Below are 15543 nucleotides of genomic sequence, written 5' to 3'. Positions count from 1 at the left end.
GGACACTCAACGTCTGCGACGCCACGCCGCTGACATCTAGGCGACGCTCAACGGCAGCGCGCCGGGGTGCAGGGGCGCGGGGAGGTCCGTGGTGCCGTCCGGGTCGAGGTAGCGGTCGACGGCGGCGGCGGCCGAGCGGCCCTCGGCGATCGCCCAGACGATGAGCGACGCGCCGCGGTGGGCGTCGCCGCACACGAACACGCCCGGCGCGTCGGTCTGCCAGTCCGACCCGCAGCCGATCGCGCCCTTCGGGGTGCGCTCCAGGCCCAGCGCCGGCAGCAGCGCCATGTCGTCGGGCCCGGTGAAGCCGATCGAGAACAGCACGAGGTCCGCGGGCATCTCGTGGACCTCCTCGCTGGTCGGCACGACCTCGCGGCGCCCGTCGGCGTCGCGGCGGACCTCGACCGACGAGAGCTCGACGGCGCGCACGTGGCCCCGGTCGTCGCCGACGAAGCGGCGCACCGCGGTGGCGAACAGGCGCTCGCCGCCCTCCTCGAGCGCGGGCGGCGTGCGGAAGACGTACGGCCAGGTCGGCCAGGGCGACGTCGAGTCCTGGCGGGTCCGGGGCGGCGGCGGGTACTGGTCGAGCTGGTGCACGCCGATCGCGCCCTGCCGGGTCGCGGTTCCGTAGCAGTCGGCGCCGGTGTCGCCGCCGCCGATGATCACCACGCTCTTGCCGCGGGCGTTGATCGGCGACGGCCCGTCGCCCTCGCACTCGCGGTTGGCCGGCACCAGGTAGTCCATGGCGAGGTGGACGCCGTCGAGGTCACGGCCCTCGACGGTGCGGTCGTCGCGCCCGGCGAGCGCGCCGACCGCGAGCACCACGGCGTCGTGGTCGCCGCGCAGCCGCTCGACCGACAGCCCCGCACCACCGACCTCGCAGTTGACCACGAACCGGGTCCCCTCGGCGCGCATCTGCTCGAGGCGCCGGTCGATCTCCCACTTCTCGAACTTGAACTCCGGGATGCCGTAGCGCATCAGGCCGCCGAGCCGGTCGTCGCGCTCGAACACGGTGACGTCGTGGCCGGCGCGGGTGAGCTGCTGGGCGGCGGCCAGCCCGGCGGGCCCGGAGCCGACCACGGCGACGCGCTTCCCGGTGCGGTTGCTCGGTGGCTGCGGGGTGACCAGGCCGTCGGCCCACCCGTTCTCGGCGATCGACCACTCGACGCGCTTGATCGCCACGGGCCCCGGCTGGCTCGTGATCGACAGGACGCACGCCGCCTCGCACGGCGCCGGGCACAGCGCGCCGGTGAACTCCGGGAAGTTGTTGGTCGCGTGCAGCCGCTCGCTGGCGCGCCCCCACTCGCCGCGGCGGACGTGGTCGTTCCACTCCGGGATGAGGTTGCCCAGCGGGCAGCCCGCCCCGCCGGAGTGGCAGAACGGGATGCCGCAGTCCATGCACCGGGCGGCCTGGACGGTCGTCCCCTCGCGGACCGCGGGGTCGGTCAGCGGGGCGTAGAGCTCGTGCCAGTCGGTGCGGCGCTGCTCGACCGGGCGCTTGGGGTTGTCCTGCCGCTCGTACTTGAGGAACCCGCGCGGATCAGCCACCGGCCGCCACCTCCATGATCACCTCGTTGGGGTCGCGGCCCTCGGCCTGGGCGCGCTGGGTCGCGTCGAGGACGCGCTGGTAGTCGTCGGGCACGACCTTGGTGAACCGCCCGACCGCGGTGTCCCAGTCGGCGAGCAGCGCGGCCGCCCGCGGCGAGCCGGTGAGCTCGCGGTGCCGGGAGACGACGCCGTGCAGCCAGTCGGCATCCTCCGGGTCGGCCGCGCGCAGCGACACCATCTCCGGGTTCACCCGGACCTCGGGCAGGTCGAGCACGAAGGCGATGCCGCCGGACATGCCGGCCCCGAGGTTGCGGCCGGTGGCGCCGAGCACGACGACCCGCCCGCCGGTCATGTACTCGCAGGCGTGGTCGCCGGTGCCCTCGACGACCGCCAGGGCCCCCGAGTTCCGCACGCAGAAGCGCTCGCCGACCTGCCCGCGCAGGAACACCTCGCCGCCGGTCGCGCCGTAGGCGATGACGTTGCCGGCGACGACGTGCTGCTCGTCGCGCCCTCCGGCGAACGGCGCGTCGGGGTGCGGCCGCGCGATCACTCGCCCGCCGGAGAGCCCCTTGGCCAGGTAGTCGTTGGCGTCGCCGACCAGGTCGAGCGTCATGCCGGGGGGCAGGAAGGCGCCGAACGACTGGCCGGCCGACCCGTGCAGCTCGACGTGCAGGGTGTCGTCGGGCAGCCCGGCGTCGCCGTGCCGGCGGGTGATCTCCGCGCCGGTCAGCGTGCCGACCGTGCGGTTGACGTTGCGCACCGGCATCTCGAGGCGCACCGGGTCGCCGCCGGCGATCGCCCCCTCGGCGAGCTGGAGCAGCGTGCGGTCCAGGGCCCGGTCGAGCCCGTGGTCCTGCGGCCGGGTGCGGATGCGGGCGGTCGGCGCGCCCTCGGGGACGTCGGGGACGGTGAACAGCGGCGTCAGGTCGACGCCGCGCGCCTTCCAGTTCTCCACCGCCTCGCGGCCGTCGATCAGCTCGGCGTGCCCGATCGCCTCGTCGAGCGAGCGGAAGCCGAGCTCGGCGAGGTGCTCGCGCACCTCCTCGGCGATGAACCAGAAGAAGTTCTCCACGAACTCCGGGCGCCCGGTGTAGCGCCGGCGCAGCTCGGGGTTCTGGGTCGCGACGCCGACCGGACAGGTGTCGAGGTGGCAGACGCGCATCATGATGCAGCCGTTCACCACGAGCGGGGCGGTGGAGAAGCCGTACTCCTCGGCGCCGAGCAGGGCGCCGATGATGACGTCGCGGCCGGTCTTCATCTGGCCGTCGACCTGGACGGTGATGCGGTCGCGCAGCCCGTTGATCATCAGCGTCTGCTGGGTGTCGGCCAGCCCGATCTCCCACGGGCTGCCGGCGTGCTTGAGCGAGGTCAGCGGCGCGGCACCGGTGCCGCCCTCGTAGCCCGAGATCAGCACGACGTCGCTGTGGGCCTTGGCCACCCCGGCGGCCACCGTGCCCACGCCCACCGACGAGACGAGCTTGACGTGGATGCGCGCGTGCTCGTTGGCGTTCTTGAGGTCGTGGATGAGCTGTTTGAGGTCCTCGATCGAGTAGATGTCGTGGTGCGGGGGCGGTGAGATCAGCCCGACGCCCGGGGTCGAGTGCCGGACCTCCGCGATCCACGGGTAGACCTTCTGGCCGGCCAGCTGGCCGCCCTCGCCGGGCTTGGCCCCCTGCGCCATCTTGATCTGGATGTCGGTGGCGTTCACCAGGTACTCGCTGGTCACGCCGAAGCGCCCGGAGGCGACCTGCTTGATCGACGAGCGCTTCGACGGGTCGTGGAGCCGCACCGGGTCCTCGCCGCCCTCGCCGGTGTTGGACTTGCCGCCGATGTTGTTCATGGCGATCGCGAGGTCGGTGTGGGCCTCGGCGGAGATCGAGCCGTAGGACATCGCGCCGGTGGCGAAGCGCTTCACGATCGCGGTGGCCGGCTCGACCTCCTCGAGCGGGACCGGGACCCGGTCCTCGGTGCGCAGCCGGAACATCCCGCGCAGCGCGCCACCCGAGGCGATCAGCCGGTTCGCCTCCGCGGTGTACTGCTGAAAGACGTCCCACTGCTTGGTGCGCGTGGAGTGCTGCAGCAGGAACACCGTCTCGGGGCTGAACAGGTGCAGCTCGCCCTCGCGGCGGTAGGCGTACTCGCCGCCGACCCAGAGCTTGCGGTGCGTGCGCTCCCCCGGGTTGTCCGGGTACGCCCGGCGGTGGCGCTCGGCGGTCTCGCGGGCCACCAGGTCGAGCCCCCCGCCGCCGAGCTTCGACGACGTGCCGGTGAAGAACTCGTCGACGAACTCCTGCGAGAGCCCGAGCGCCTCGAACGCCTGCGCGGCGGTGTAGCCGGACACCGTCGAGATGCCCATCTTCGACATGACCTTCCGCGTGCCCTTGACCAGCGCGCCGACGTAGCGCCGGATCGCGTCGGGGCACTCGACGCCCTGCAACCACCCGTTGTCGATCATGTCCTCGATCGACTCGAAGGCCAGGTACGGGTTGACCGCGGCGGCGCCGTAGCCCAGCAGCAGCGCGACGTGGTGCACCTCGCGGGCGTCGCCGGTCTCGGCGACCAGCGCGACCTGCGTCCGCTCCCGGGTCGCCACGAGGTGGTGGTGCACCGCCGAGACCAGCAGCAACGACGGGATCGGCGCCCGCGTCTCGTCGGAGTCGCGGTCGGAGAGCACGAGGATCCGCCTGCCGTGCGCGATCGCCTGCGAGGACTCCCGGCACACCCGGTCGAGGGCCTCGCGCAGGGCCGCCTCGCCGCCGTGGACGTCGTAGAGCCCGGAGATCACCGTCGCGGCGAAGCCGGGCATGTCGCCGTCGTCGTTGATGTGGATGAGCTTGGCCAGCTCGTCGTTGTCGATCACCGGGTCGGGCAGGACGACCTGGCGGCACGAGGCGGGACCGGGGTGGAACAGGTTCTGCTCGGGCCCGATCGCGCGGGCCATCGAGGTGACGAGCTCCTCGCGGATCGCGTCCAGCGGCGGGTTGGTGACCTGCGCGAACAGCTGCACGAAGTAGTCGTAGAGCAGGCGCGCGCGCCGCGAGAGCGCCGCGGTGGGGGTGTCGGTGCCCATCGACCCCAGCGGCTCCGCGCCCGTGGTGGCCATCGGCGCGAGCAGGATGCGCTGCTCCTCCTCGGTGTAGCCGAAGGTCTGCTGGCGGCGCATGACCGACTCGTGGGTGTGCACGACGTGCTCGCGGGCGGGCAGCTCGTCGAGGCGGACCAGCCCGGCGTGCAGCCACTCGCCGTAGGGCTCGGCGGCCGCGAGCTCGCTCTTGTAGGCGTCGTCGTCGACGAGGCACCCGGCGCGCGTGTCGACGAGGAACATCCGCCCGGGGCGCAGCCGGCCCGTGGCCAGCACCCGGTCGGGCGGGACGTCGAGGACGCCGGACTCGCTGGCCAGCACCACGCGGTCGTCGTCGAGCTGCCACCAGCGCGCGGGGCGCAGGCCGTTGCGGTCGAGGGTGGCGCCGAGCAGGGTGCCGTCGCTGAACACGACCGCGGCCGGCCCGTCCCACGGCTCCATCAGCGTCGCGTGGAACCGGTAGAAGTCGCGCTGGTCGGCGGGCATCTCGGCGTGGTTCTCCCACGCCTCCGGCATCATCATCATCACCGCGTGCGGCAGCGGGCGGCCGCCGAGCTCGAGCAGCTCGAGCACCTCGTCGAAGCCGGCCGAGTCCGACACGCCCTCGGGGCACACCGGCATCGCGCGCTGCAGGTCGCCGGGGAAGAGGTCGGTGCCCAGCAGGGCCTCGCGGGCCCGCATCCGGTTGCGGTTGCCGCGGATCGTGTTGATCTCCCCGTTGTGCGCCATGCGCCGGTAGGGGTGGGCCAGCGGCCAGCTCGGGAAGGTGTTGGTGGAGAACCGGCTGTGGACGATCGCCACGGCGCTGACCAGCCGCTCGTCGCGCAGGTCGGGGAAGAACAGGGGCAGCTGGTCGGTGGTCAGCATGCCCTTGTAGGTCATCGTGCGGCTCGACAGCGAGGCGAGGTACACCCCGCAGCCCTCCTCGCGCGACCGCCGCTCGACCCGCTTGCGCAGGATCCAGGCGAGGCGGTCGAGCGCGATGCCCGTCACCGAGCGGTCGGGCACCGCCACGACCAGCTGGGCGAAGTGCGGCATCGCACCCCGGGCGACCGAGCCGACGTCGGCGCCCTCGGGGTCGACGGGGACGTCCCGCCACCCGAGGACCTCGAGCCCCTCCTCGCCGGCGAGACCCTCGAGCAGCGCGACCGCCGCGTCGCGCAGGCGGGGGTCGGCGGGCAGGAACGCCAGCCCCGTGGCGTAGGCGAGGACCGCGGCGCCACCGTCGGGCGAGGGCAGCGGGGCCGGGAGCTCGAAGTCGACGCTCGCGCGCAGCAGCGCGTCGGGGACCTGCACGAGGATGCCGGCGCCGTCGCCGCTGGTGGGCTCGCTGCCGGCGGCGCCGCGGTGGTCGAGGCGGTGGAGCACGGTCAGGGCGTCGCGCACGATGCCGTGGCTCGGCTCGCCGCGGGCGTGCGCGACCGCGCCGACCCCACAGGCGTCGTGCTCGTAGGCGGGGTCGTAGAGCCCCTGGGGACCCGGAGCGACAGCGGGCATCCCGGTGCCTCCTCGTCGTCGTGCGCGGGTGATCGGACCCGGGGACGACGGTGGCCCTGGACGGTGTGGCTGGGTGGTCCCCCGCGCGCCCGCGACAGCGGCGCAGCAGGGTGGTCGATCGCGTCGCGGACGCGGGACGGACGCACGGCGGCGGCGTCGCTCGCGGTGCGGTCCCGATCCTAGACGCTCGAGCGGGCCTGCGGCGGCCTCAGCTCTTCGCGGCCGACGGGGGCTCCGCCGGCGCGTCCTCCTCGCGTTCCTGCTCGGGGTCGGCGGGCGCCGCGTCGACGCTGCTCGGGCTCGCCGACCCGCCCTGGCCGCCCGCCTCGGCGGCCGGCGACCTCTCCTGGCGCCGCGCCTCGGTCTCGTTGCGGGCGCGCTGGTCCTCGGTGCTGTCCCCGGTGCTGTCGTTGGCCACGGACGCGGGCGTACCCGGGGCCTCGTCGCCCGAACCCGCCTCCGCCTCCTGCGCGGCGCGGCCGAAGACCTCGCGGGGACGCCCGCGGAACACGATCATGTAGACGACGGCCCCGACGAACACGACGGCCGACACGACGACGTTGATCCGCACGTCGCCGAAGACCCGGGTCGCGGGGTCGGTGCGCATGAGCTCGATGACGAAGCGGCCCGCGGTGTAGCCCGCGACGTAGAGCGCGAACGCCCGCCCGTGCGAGAGGCGGAAGCGCCGGTCGGCCCACACCACGAGCGCGGCCACCGCGAGGTTCCACAGCAGCTCGTAGAGGAAGGTGGGGTGCACGACCGCGACCGGCGTGGGGTCGACGACGACGCCGGTGAGGTTGTCGGGGACGCCGGTCGCCGGGTCCACCCGGCGGTAGATCTCGAGGCCCCACGGCAGCGTGGTCGGGCCGCCGTAGAGCTCCTGGTTGAACCAGTTGCCCAGCCGTCCGATCGCCTGCGCGGCGACGATGCCGGGGGCGGCCGCGTCGGCGAACGCCGTCAGCGGGATGCCGCGCCGCCGGCAGCCGATCCAGGCGCCGACCCCGCCGAGCGCGATCGCGCCCCAGATGCCGAGCCCGCCCTGCCAGATGTAGAGCGCCGCGACCGGGTTGCCGCCCGGTCCGAAGTACGTCGGCCAGTCGGTGGCGACGTGGTAGAGCCGCCCGCCGATCAGCCCGAACGGCACCGCGAACACGGCGATGTCGGTGACGGTGCCGGGCTCGCCCCCGCGGGCGACGAAACGCCGCTCGGTCCACAGGATCGCGACGACGATCCCGGCGATGATGCAGAGCGCGTACGCCCGCAGCGGGATCGGCCCGAGCTCCCAGACGCCCCGGGGCGGGCTCGGGAGGTAGGTGGGGAGGGCGACCCCTGCCATGACCACTGGGAGCACGACCGCCACGGTATCGCCCGCCCGTCGCGAGCCCGTGTGGTGGCCCGGCGCGGGTCCGGGCCGCACCGCCGACGAGTCCGACGTCCTCGGCGGCTCCCCGGGCGGGCAGCGCGGGCGTATCGTGCTGCGTCCCGGGGACGATGTCCCCTTCTCTCGAGGGACGACCGATGACCAGGACCTCGGCGGCGCACCCCGCTGTCGGGGCGGCCTGCGTCCGGGAGCGGGGCGCGCGGAGAGCGACGCGCCACGCCGCCCGCCCGTCGTCGTAGATCCGCGGGTCCTGCCCGCGCGGCGTGCCCGGCCCGGTGTCCGTCGGGCCCGGTCGGGAGCGCCCCTCCGGTCGCCGTGCTCACGGCGGCCGCCCCGGGAACGAGAGGACACGCCATGGGCCTCGTCGAGGGGAGGCGCCCGGTCGACCTCCCGGTCGAGTCGCGCCTGCCCGACCTGGGCCGCGCCGCCGGCTGGCTCAACTCACCGCCGCTCGACGCCGCCGACCTGCGCGGCGAGGTCGTGCTCGTCGAGTTCTGGACCTACACCTGCATCAACTGGCTCCGCACGCTCGGGCACGTCCGCGCGTGGGCCCGGGAGTACCGCGATCAGGGGCTGGTGGTGATCGGGGTGCACACTCCCGAGTTCCCGTTCGAGGCCGACGCCGACAACGTCCGCCGGGCCGTGGAGCGCCTGGGCGTCGACCACCCCGTCGCCCTCGACCCCGGCCGCACCCTCTGGGAGGCGTTCGGCAACCGCTACTGGCCCGCCTTCTACCTCGCCGACGTCGACGGCCGGGTCCGGCACCACCGGTTCGGCGAGGACCACCTCGACGAGACCGAGGACGCGATCCGCCACCTGCTCCGCGACGCCGGACGCCACCCCGCGGGCGACGAGCGCGTGCCGGTCGCCCCGATCGGGATCGAGGCGCCGGCCGACTGGGCGCACCTCGGATCACCGGAGACCTACCTCGGGTGGGCGCGGGGCGAGAGGTTCGCCTCCCCGGGCGGCGCCGCCCTCGACCGGAGCCGGACCTACGTCGAGCCGGAGCACCTCCGGCTCCACGAGTGGGCGTTCGTCGGGGAGTGGGTCGTGGCCCGGCGGGCGAGCGTCCTGACCGGCGCGACCGGCACCCTGATCGTGCGCTTCCACGCGCGCGACCTGCACCTCGTGATGGCGCCGCGCGGCGCGCCCGTCCCCTTCCGCGTGCTCCTCGACGGCCGGGCGCCCGGCGACGCCCACGGGCTCGACGTGGACGCCGCGGGCCACGGGACGCTGGCCGAGCCGCGCCTCCACCACCTGATCCGTGCACCGGGCGCCGTCGAGGACCGCGTCCTCGAGATCACCTTCCTCGCACCCGGCGCGGAGACCTACGTCCTCACCTTCGGCTAGGTGGGCGGGACCGACCTAACGTCCGGTGTGCTGGCCCCGCACGCCGGCGGCGAGCTCGGTGGTGAGCCGGGCGACCGCGGCCCGGCCCTGCTCCGCCGCGCTCACCAGCGCCGACCCGACGATGACCCCGTCGGCGAAGGTCGCGACCTCCCCGGCCTGGGCGCCGTTGCGGACCCCGAGGCCGACGCCGACGGGCAGGTCGGTGTGGGCGCGCGCGCGGTCGACCAGCGTGGTGGCGGTGTCCGAGACCGCGTCCCGGGCGCCCGTGACGCCCATGGTCGAGGCGGCGTAGAGGAACCCGCGCGTGGCCGCCGTGGTGGCCGCGATCCGCTCGTCGGTGGACGACGGGGCGACCAGGAAGATCGGCGCCAGCCCCTCGCGCCCGGCGGCGGCGAGCCACCCCGCGCCCTCGTCCGGCACCAGGTCCGGGGTGATGACACCGAGGCCGCCGGCGGACGCGAGGTCGCGGGCGAAGGCGTCGACGCCGTAGCGCAGCACCGGGTTCCAGTACGTCATCACCACGGCGCGCCCGCCGCGGGCGGCGAGCTGCTCGACCACCGCCAGGGTGTCGCGCACCCGCACCCCGGCCTTGAGCGCGGCGTCCACGGCGTGCTGGATGACCGGGCCGTCGAGCACGGGGTCGGAGTAGGGCAGCCCGACCTCGACGAGGTCGGCGCCCGCGTCGAGGGTCTGGGTGAGCAGCCCCAGCGAGCCCTTGACCGTCGGGTAGCCCGCGGGCAGGTAGGCGATGAGCGCGGCGCGGTCCTCGGCCTTCGCGGTGGTGAAGACCTCGCCGAGGCGGTCGATCCCCGTGACGGACGTGGTCACAGCTCCCGCTCCCCCGTCTGCGCGTCGGACGCGGCCGGCGGCTCCTCCGTGGGCAGCGACTCCGGGTCGACCACCCCGAACCACCGGGCGGCGGTGTCGACGTCCTTGTCGCCGCGGCCCGAGAGGTTCACCAGGATCGTGGCGTCCGGACCCAGCTCGCGCCCGAGGCGCAGGGCGCCCGCGATCGCGTGGGCCGACTCGATGGCCGGGATGATCCCCTCGGTGCGGCAGAGCAGGCGGAACGCCTCCATCGCCTCGGCGTCGGTGACCGGCTCGTAGGTCGCCCGGCCCGCGTCGGCGAGGAAGGCGTGCTCCGGGCCGACGCCGGGGTAGTCGAGGCCCGCGGAGATCGAGTGCGTCTCGAGGGTCTGGCCGTCCTCGTCCTGCAGCAGGTACGACATCGCGCCGTGCAGGGCGCCGGGCGTACCCCCGGTGATCGACGCGGCGTGCCGGCCGGTCTCGACGCCCTCGCCCGCCGCCTCGTAGCCGACGAGGCGGACGCCCTCGTCGTCGAGGAACGGGTGGAAGATCCCGATGGCGTTGGACCCGCCGCCGACGCAGGCGACGACGGCGTCGGGCAGCCGCCCGTAGGCGGCGAGGACCTGCTCGCGGGCCTCCAGGCCGATGACCCGGTGGAAGTCGCGCACCATGCGCGGGAACGGGTGCGGGCCGGCGGCGGTGCCGAGGATGTAGTGGGTGTGGCCGACGCTGGAGACCCAGTCGCGGTAGGCCTCGTTCAGCGCGTCCTTGAGCGTGCGCGACCCGGTGGTCACCGGCACGACCTCGGCGCCCAGCAGGCGCATGCGCGCGACGTTGAGCGCCTGGCGCTCGGTGTCGACCTCGCCCATGTAGACCTGGCACTCGAGGCCCAGCAGCGCCGCGGCCGTCGCGGTGGCCACGCCGTGCTGCCCGGCGCCGGTCTCGGCGATCACCCGGGTCTTGCCCATGCGCTGGGTGAGCAGCGCCTGACCCAGCACATTGTTGATCTTGTGTGAACCGGTGTGGTTGAGGTCCTCGCGCTTGAGCAGGATGCGCGCGCCGCCCGCGTGCTCGGCGAGCCGCCGCGCGTCGGTGACCGGGGAGGGCCGGCCGGCGTAGTCGCGCTGCAGGCGGTCGAGCTCGCCCAGGAACTCCGGGTCGTGGCGCGCCTTCTCGTACTCGGCGGCGACCTCGTCGACCGCGGCGATGAGCGCCTCGGGCATGTAGCGCCCGCCGTAGGGCCCGAAGTGGCCCCGGTCGTCGGGTTCGTGCGCGGTCCCGGCGAGACCCTGGCTGGCCGACGTCATCTCACGTACTTCTTCCTGCGCGGGTGGGCTGGTGTCGGCGATCGTACGAGGCCCGGCGAGCGCCTTCTCGCGTCGATCAGCGCGACGGCTTGGGGCACGCCGGGTGCGACCCGGCCGTGACGAGCTGGCGCACCGCGGCGCGCGGGTCCTCGGCCGTGGCCATCGACTCGCCGACGAGCACGGCGTCGGCGCCGTGGCCCGCGTAGGTCATGAGGTCGCCCGGGCCGCGCACGCCCGACTCGGCCACCCGCAGCACCTCGCCGGGCAGGCCCGGGGCGATGCGGCTGAACACCGAGCGGTCGACCTCGAGGGTGTGCAGGTCGCGCGCGTTGATGCCGACGAGCTTGGCGCCGGCCCGCAGCGCCATGTCGGCCTCCTCCTCGTTGTGCACCTCGACCAGGGCGGTCATCCCGAGGGACTCCACCCGGTCGACGAGCGCGTCGAGGGCGTTCTGCTCGAGCACCGAGCACATGAGCAGCACCAGGTCGGCGCCGTGGGCCCGCGCCTCGTGCACCTGGTAGGTGCCGACGACGAAGTCCTTGCGCAGCACGGGGATGTCGACGGCCGCGCGCACCTTGTCGAGGTCGTCGAGCGAGCCGCCGAAGAACCGCTGCTCGGTGAGGACGCTGATGACGCGGGCGCCGCCGTCGACGTAGCGGCCCGCGAGCCACGCGGGGTCCGGGATGTCGACCATGTGGCCCTTGGACGGGCTCGCGCGCTTGACCTCCGCGATGACCCCGATGCCGGGGCCCTGGAGGGCGGCGAGCGCGTCACGCGCCGGCGGCGCCGAGGCCGCCTTGTCCTTGATGACGTCGAAGGGGACGGCGGCTTCGCGGGCGGTGAGGTCGGCCCGGACCCCTTCGAGGATCTGCTCCAGGACGCTCACGCCGGGTCTGCCCCTTTCCCCCGTCCGAGTTCGCTCCATGTTAACCCGCCCCTCCTCCGGTCCTGCCCACCCCGTCGGAGGGTCCGCTCCATGGTCGTCGGGCACGTCCGTCGGGAGGATCCGCGTCCGGCTCCCGGGTGGGGGCGCCGGTGACGTCCGCGGCCGGCTCCCCCGAGGGATCTCCTGCGGGATCTCCCGCAGGGTCCCGGGTGGGGTCACGGCCCTCGTCCAGGGCCTCCCACAACGCCGTGTCCGGGTCGGCGGGCCGCCGGCGCTCGGCGACCCTCCCGGGCGCGTCGTACCGCGCGCCCATGCGCGGCAGCACCGCGGCCCACCGGACCGTCAGCAAGCCCGCGCCGACCATGATCAGCGCGCCGAGCAGTCCCAGCAGCGGTCCGCCCACGACGGCCTCGGCGGGCAGCGGGCGGTCGCCGGGCCGCACCCCGATCGGCAGCGCCTCCGACGCCGGCGCCAGCAGCCCGCTGGCCGCCCGCAGCAGCGCCCAGAGCCCGGCGACGGCCACGAGGGTGCCGACGACCCGGCGCCCCCAGCCGGCCGTCGCGACGAGACCGCCGACCGCGGCGAGGCACAGCAGCGCCCAGGGCACGAGGATCGGCTCGGCGGTGGCCCCGTCCGCCGTGCTCGTGCGCGGGCCCGGGACGCCGTCGACCACCTGGCTGACCCAGGTGAGCCGCGACGCTCCCCACAGCACCAGCGCCGCGACCACGAGCAGCACGACGACGATCCCGAGCAGGCGCCCGGGCGGCGCGGACGGACGACGCGGGACCGTCACGACACGACCGGCAGGGGCGCGGCGGATCCGTTCTCGCCGGCGCGCGAGCCGGACACCGTGGCCGGCGCGGCGAGCGTGTCGGCGGCGGCCACGGCCGCGAGCACGGCGCGCGCCTTGTTGACGCACTCCGTGTCCTCGGCCTCGGGATCGGAGTCGGCGACGATGCCGCCGCCGGACTGCACGTAGGCGACGCCGTCGCGCAGCAGCCCGGTGCGGATCGCGATCGCGGTGTCGGCGTCGCCGGCGAAGTCGAGGTAGCCGACGATGCCGCCGTAGAGCCCGCGCCGGGTGGGCTCGAGCTCCTCGATGATGCGCAGCGCCATGGGCTTCGGCGCACCCGAGAGCGTGCCGGCGGGGAAGCAGGCGGCCACCGCGTCGAACGCCGTGCGCTCGGGGGCCAGGCGGCCGCTGACCGTGCTGACCAGGTGCATCACGTGGCTGTAGCGCTCGATCTCGAAGAACCGGCGCACGGTGACCGTGCCCGGGACGCAGACGCGGCCGAGGTCGTTGCGGCCGAGGTCGACGAGCATGAGGTGCTCGGCGCGCTCCTTCTCGTCGGCGAGCAGGTCCTTCGCGAGGAGGGTGTCCTCCTCGGCGTCGGCGCCGCGCCAGCGGGTGCCGGCGATGGGGTGGGTGGTGGCCACCCCGTCCCGCACGGTCACCAGCGCCTCGGGGCTCGAGCCGACGATCTCGAAGGACCGGCCGTCGGCGTCGGCGAGCCGCAGCAGGTACATGTACGGGCTGGGGTTGGTCATCCGCAGCACCCGGTAGATCTCGAGCGCGTCGGCCGACGTGTCGGCCTCGAAGCGCTGCGAGACCACCACCTGGAACGCGTCGCCCGCGCGGATACGCTCCTTGGCGACCTCGATGGCCGCGTGGTGCTCCTCGGGCGAGCGCCGGCGGCGGACCGTGCCGGCCCCCTCCGGGCGCACCGCCGTCGCCACCGTCGACGGGGCGGGCGCGGCGAGCTCGGCGGCCATGCGGTCGAGCCGCGCGAGCGCGTCGTCGTACGCGGCGTCGGCGCGCTCCGGGCTGTCGTCCCAGTTCACCGCGTTGGCGATGAGCGTGACCGTGCCCTCGTGGTGGTCGAGCGCGGCCACGTCGGTGGCGAGCAGCATGACCATCTCGGGGATCCGCAGGTCGTCGACCGCGTGGTCGCCGACCCGCTCGAGGCGGCGCACGGCGTCGTAGCCGACGTAGCCGACGAGCCCGCCGGTGAGCGGCGGCAGTCCGGGCAGCGGGTCGGTGCGCAGGCGCTGCAGCGTCTCGCGCAGGACCGCCAGCGGGTCGTCCCACGTCTGCTCGTCGTCGGGACCGCCGGGCAGGTGCACCGGCACCTGGCCGGTCCACACCGGGCGGCCGCCGGACTCGGTGAGCGTGGCGGCGCTGCGCGCCCCGACGAAGCTCCACCGCGACCAGGACTCGCCGTGCGCCGCCGACTCGAGCAGGAACGTGCCCGGCCGCTGCCCCGCGAGCTTGCGGTAGAGCCCGACCGGCGTCTCCCCGTCGGCCAGCAGCCGGCGCGTCACCGGGATGACGCGGTGGTGGGCGGCCAGGGCGTGGAAGCCCGCGCGATCGGGCACGACCGCGCCGAGCGGGGCGCTGGAGGCGTCGGACGGGGGCACGGCCTCATTGTGGCCCCCTCCCCCGACAGGGTCGGGCAACCGGGTCCGGGGCTCGCCTGGCGTCCGGTCACCGGCCCGGGGTTGCAGCGAACGCGCTGTTCGCTGCTTCTACGCGCCGGAAGTCCCCGTTGATCACGGACGGGAGCGCGGACCCCGGCGGTCAGGAGCGCGTCGTCCACCCCGACGGCGCCGGGTCGGTGCATGACGACGCCCGTGATCTCCGTAGGACGGTCAGGTGCGCGACGCGTCCGTGGGGTCGTCCGGCACCGCGGGCTCGCCGGCCGGTTCGGGCGGCGGGGCGGCCCGGGTGCGGGCGGCGACGGCGACCGCGCCGAGCACGACCGCGCAGCCCAGCAGCTGCAGCGGGCCCGGGCGCTCGGCGAGCACCAGCGCGCCGAGCAGGACCGCGCCGACGGGCTGCAGCAGCAGGATCGAGGCACCGGTCGACGACGCGAGGCGCGGCAGCGCGGAGGCGATGAGCACCCAGCCGATCACCTGCCCGACGATCGCGAGGGTGATCAGCCAGCCCAGCGCGGGCCAGCCGGGGGCGAGGTCGACGCCCTGCCAGAACGTGCCGACGACGAACGAGGTGACCGCGGCGCCGAGGGTGGCGATCGCGACCGGCGTGAACCGCTGCCCCGGGCCGGCGCCGAGGCGCACGAAGAGCAGGTACCCGGCGTAGGCCACCGCCGCGATCAGCGCCGTCACCGTGCCGCGCACCGGCGCGGGGGCCGAGGCCGCGTCGCTGCCGCCGACCAGCCCGCCGGCCAGCGCGACCCCGACGAGCATCACCGGCACCGCGAGCACGAACGTGCGACGCACCCGCTCCCCGAGGACGAGGAACGCGAGCACCGGCAGGATCACGACCTGCGCGTTCACGACGACCGTCGACACCCCCGCGCCGACGGCGCGCACCGACTCCGCCCACAGCGTCATGTCGAGCCCCAGCAGCGCGCCGCCGACCAGCAGCACGACCGGACGGTTGCCGGTGCTCACCGCGACCCGGCGCCGGCGGCGCCACTCGAGCAGCGCCAGCGGGGCGAGGATCGGCAGGGCGAGCGCGCACCGGAAGAACGTCGCCGTCCCCGGGCTGACGTCGGCGAGCGCGATGAAGATCGGCGAGAACGCGATGCAGAGGCTGCCGGCCACGGCGACCAGGCGCGGGTCGACGAGGACGCGGGGGCCCGCTTCCGCAGCGGCCGGGCGGGCGAGGGAGCGCGTCACACCGTCGATCGTGAGGCCGGCGATCGTTTCCGACCAGCGATGA

Annotated in this window: 10 protein-coding genes; 1 reads left to right on the top strand and 9 read right to left on the bottom strand. The window is 75.0% G+C overall.

Annotation, left to right across the window (positions count from 1 at the left end):
- Window positions 1-36 precede the first annotated feature (36 nt).
- The 3 genes from ACFPK1_RS10440 to lgt all read right to left on the bottom strand — a co-directional run bounded on the left by ACFPK1_RS10440 (window position 37) and on the right by lgt (window position 7463).
- Window positions 37-1548 carry a glutamate synthase subunit beta gene (locus ACFPK1_RS10440; RefSeq protein WP_378020849.1) on the bottom strand — a complete coding sequence of 504 codons (1512 nt, stop codon included), beginning with the start codon at window positions 1546-1548 and terminating at the stop codon, window positions 37-39.
- Window positions 1541-6127 carry a glutamate synthase large subunit gene (gene gltB / locus ACFPK1_RS10435; RefSeq protein WP_378020848.1) on the bottom strand — a complete coding sequence of 1529 codons (4587 nt, stop codon included), beginning with the start codon at window positions 6125-6127 and terminating at the stop codon, window positions 1541-1543. The genes ACFPK1_RS10440 and gltB overlap by 8 nt, the downstream gene beginning before the upstream one ends.
- A 208-nt stretch (window positions 6128-6335) precedes the next feature.
- Complete coding sequence (gene lgt / locus ACFPK1_RS10430) at window positions 6336-7463, bottom strand: prolipoprotein diacylglyceryl transferase (protein ID WP_378021011.1); 1128 nt, start codon at window positions 7461-7463, stop codon at window positions 6336-6338.
- Window positions 7464-7862: 399 nt separating this feature from the next.
- On the opposite strand from lgt, the gene ACFPK1_RS10425 reads away from it, so the two are divergent.
- Complete coding sequence (locus tag ACFPK1_RS10425; protein ID WP_378020847.1) at window positions 7863-8858, top strand: redoxin family protein; 996 nt, start codon at window positions 7863-7865, stop codon at window positions 8856-8858.
- A gap of 15 nt (window positions 8859-8873) precedes the next feature.
- On the opposite strand, the gene trpA is transcribed toward ACFPK1_RS10425, so the two are convergent.
- The 6 genes from trpA to ACFPK1_RS10395 form a co-directional block, all read right to left on the bottom strand.
- Complete coding sequence (trpA, locus tag ACFPK1_RS10420; RefSeq protein WP_378021010.1) at window positions 8874-9665, bottom strand: tryptophan synthase subunit alpha; 792 nt, start codon at window positions 9663-9665, stop codon at window positions 8874-8876.
- Between the two features lie 17 nt (window positions 9666-9682).
- On the bottom strand, window positions 9683-10972 hold the full coding sequence (gene trpB / locus ACFPK1_RS10415) for a tryptophan synthase subunit beta (RefSeq protein ID WP_378020846.1): 1290 nt from the start codon (window positions 10970-10972) through the stop codon (window positions 9683-9685).
- Window positions 10973-11048: 76 nt separating this feature from the next.
- Window positions 11049-11858: an indole-3-glycerol phosphate synthase TrpC gene (gene trpC, locus ACFPK1_RS10410; RefSeq protein WP_378020845.1), complete on the bottom strand. Its 810-nt coding sequence runs from the start codon at window positions 11856-11858 to the stop codon at window positions 11049-11051.
- 40 nt (window positions 11859-11898) lie between these two features.
- Window positions 11899-12651 carry a Trp biosynthesis-associated membrane protein gene (locus tag ACFPK1_RS10405; protein ID WP_378020844.1) on the bottom strand — a complete coding sequence of 251 codons (753 nt, stop codon included), beginning with the start codon at window positions 12649-12651 and terminating at the stop codon, window positions 11899-11901.
- On the bottom strand, window positions 12648-14276 hold the full coding sequence (locus ACFPK1_RS10400) for an anthranilate synthase component I (RefSeq protein ID WP_378020843.1): 1629 nt from the start codon (window positions 14274-14276) through the stop codon (window positions 12648-12650). The genes ACFPK1_RS10405 and ACFPK1_RS10400 overlap by 4 nt, the downstream gene beginning before the upstream one ends.
- A 231-nt stretch (window positions 14277-14507) precedes the next feature.
- Window positions 14508-15500, bottom strand: a complete 993-nt coding sequence (locus ACFPK1_RS10395; RefSeq protein ID WP_378020842.1) for a DMT family transporter — start codon at window positions 15498-15500, stop codon at window positions 14508-14510.
- Window positions 15501-15543: the final 43 nt, after the last annotated feature.

The organism is Actinomycetospora rhizophila, assembly GCF_042657905.1.
GTDB lineage: Bacteria > Actinomycetota > Actinomycetes > Mycobacteriales > Pseudonocardiaceae > Actinomycetospora > Actinomycetospora rhizophila.
Note: the sequence above shows the minus strand (reverse complement) of the source record. Positions and strands in the feature narration are given on the sequence as shown.

What these genes read in the sequence shown, in the direction of transcription:
- gltB (WP_378020848.1), bottom strand. Translation starts at nt 6,127, where the DNA reads ATGCCCGCTGTCGCTCCGGGTCCCCAGGGGCTCTACGACCCCGCCTAC.
- lgt (WP_378021011.1), bottom strand. Translation starts at nt 7,463, where the DNA reads ATGGCAGGGGTCGCCCTCCCCACCTACCTCCCGAGCCCGCCCCGGGGC.
- ACFPK1_RS10425 (WP_378020847.1), top strand. Translation starts at nt 7,863, where the DNA reads ATGGGCCTCGTCGAGGGGAGGCGCCCGGTCGACCTCCCGGTCGAGTCG.
- trpB (WP_378020846.1), bottom strand. Translation starts at nt 10,972, where the DNA reads ATGACGTCGGCCAGCCAGGGTCTCGCCGGGACCGCGCACGAACCCGAC.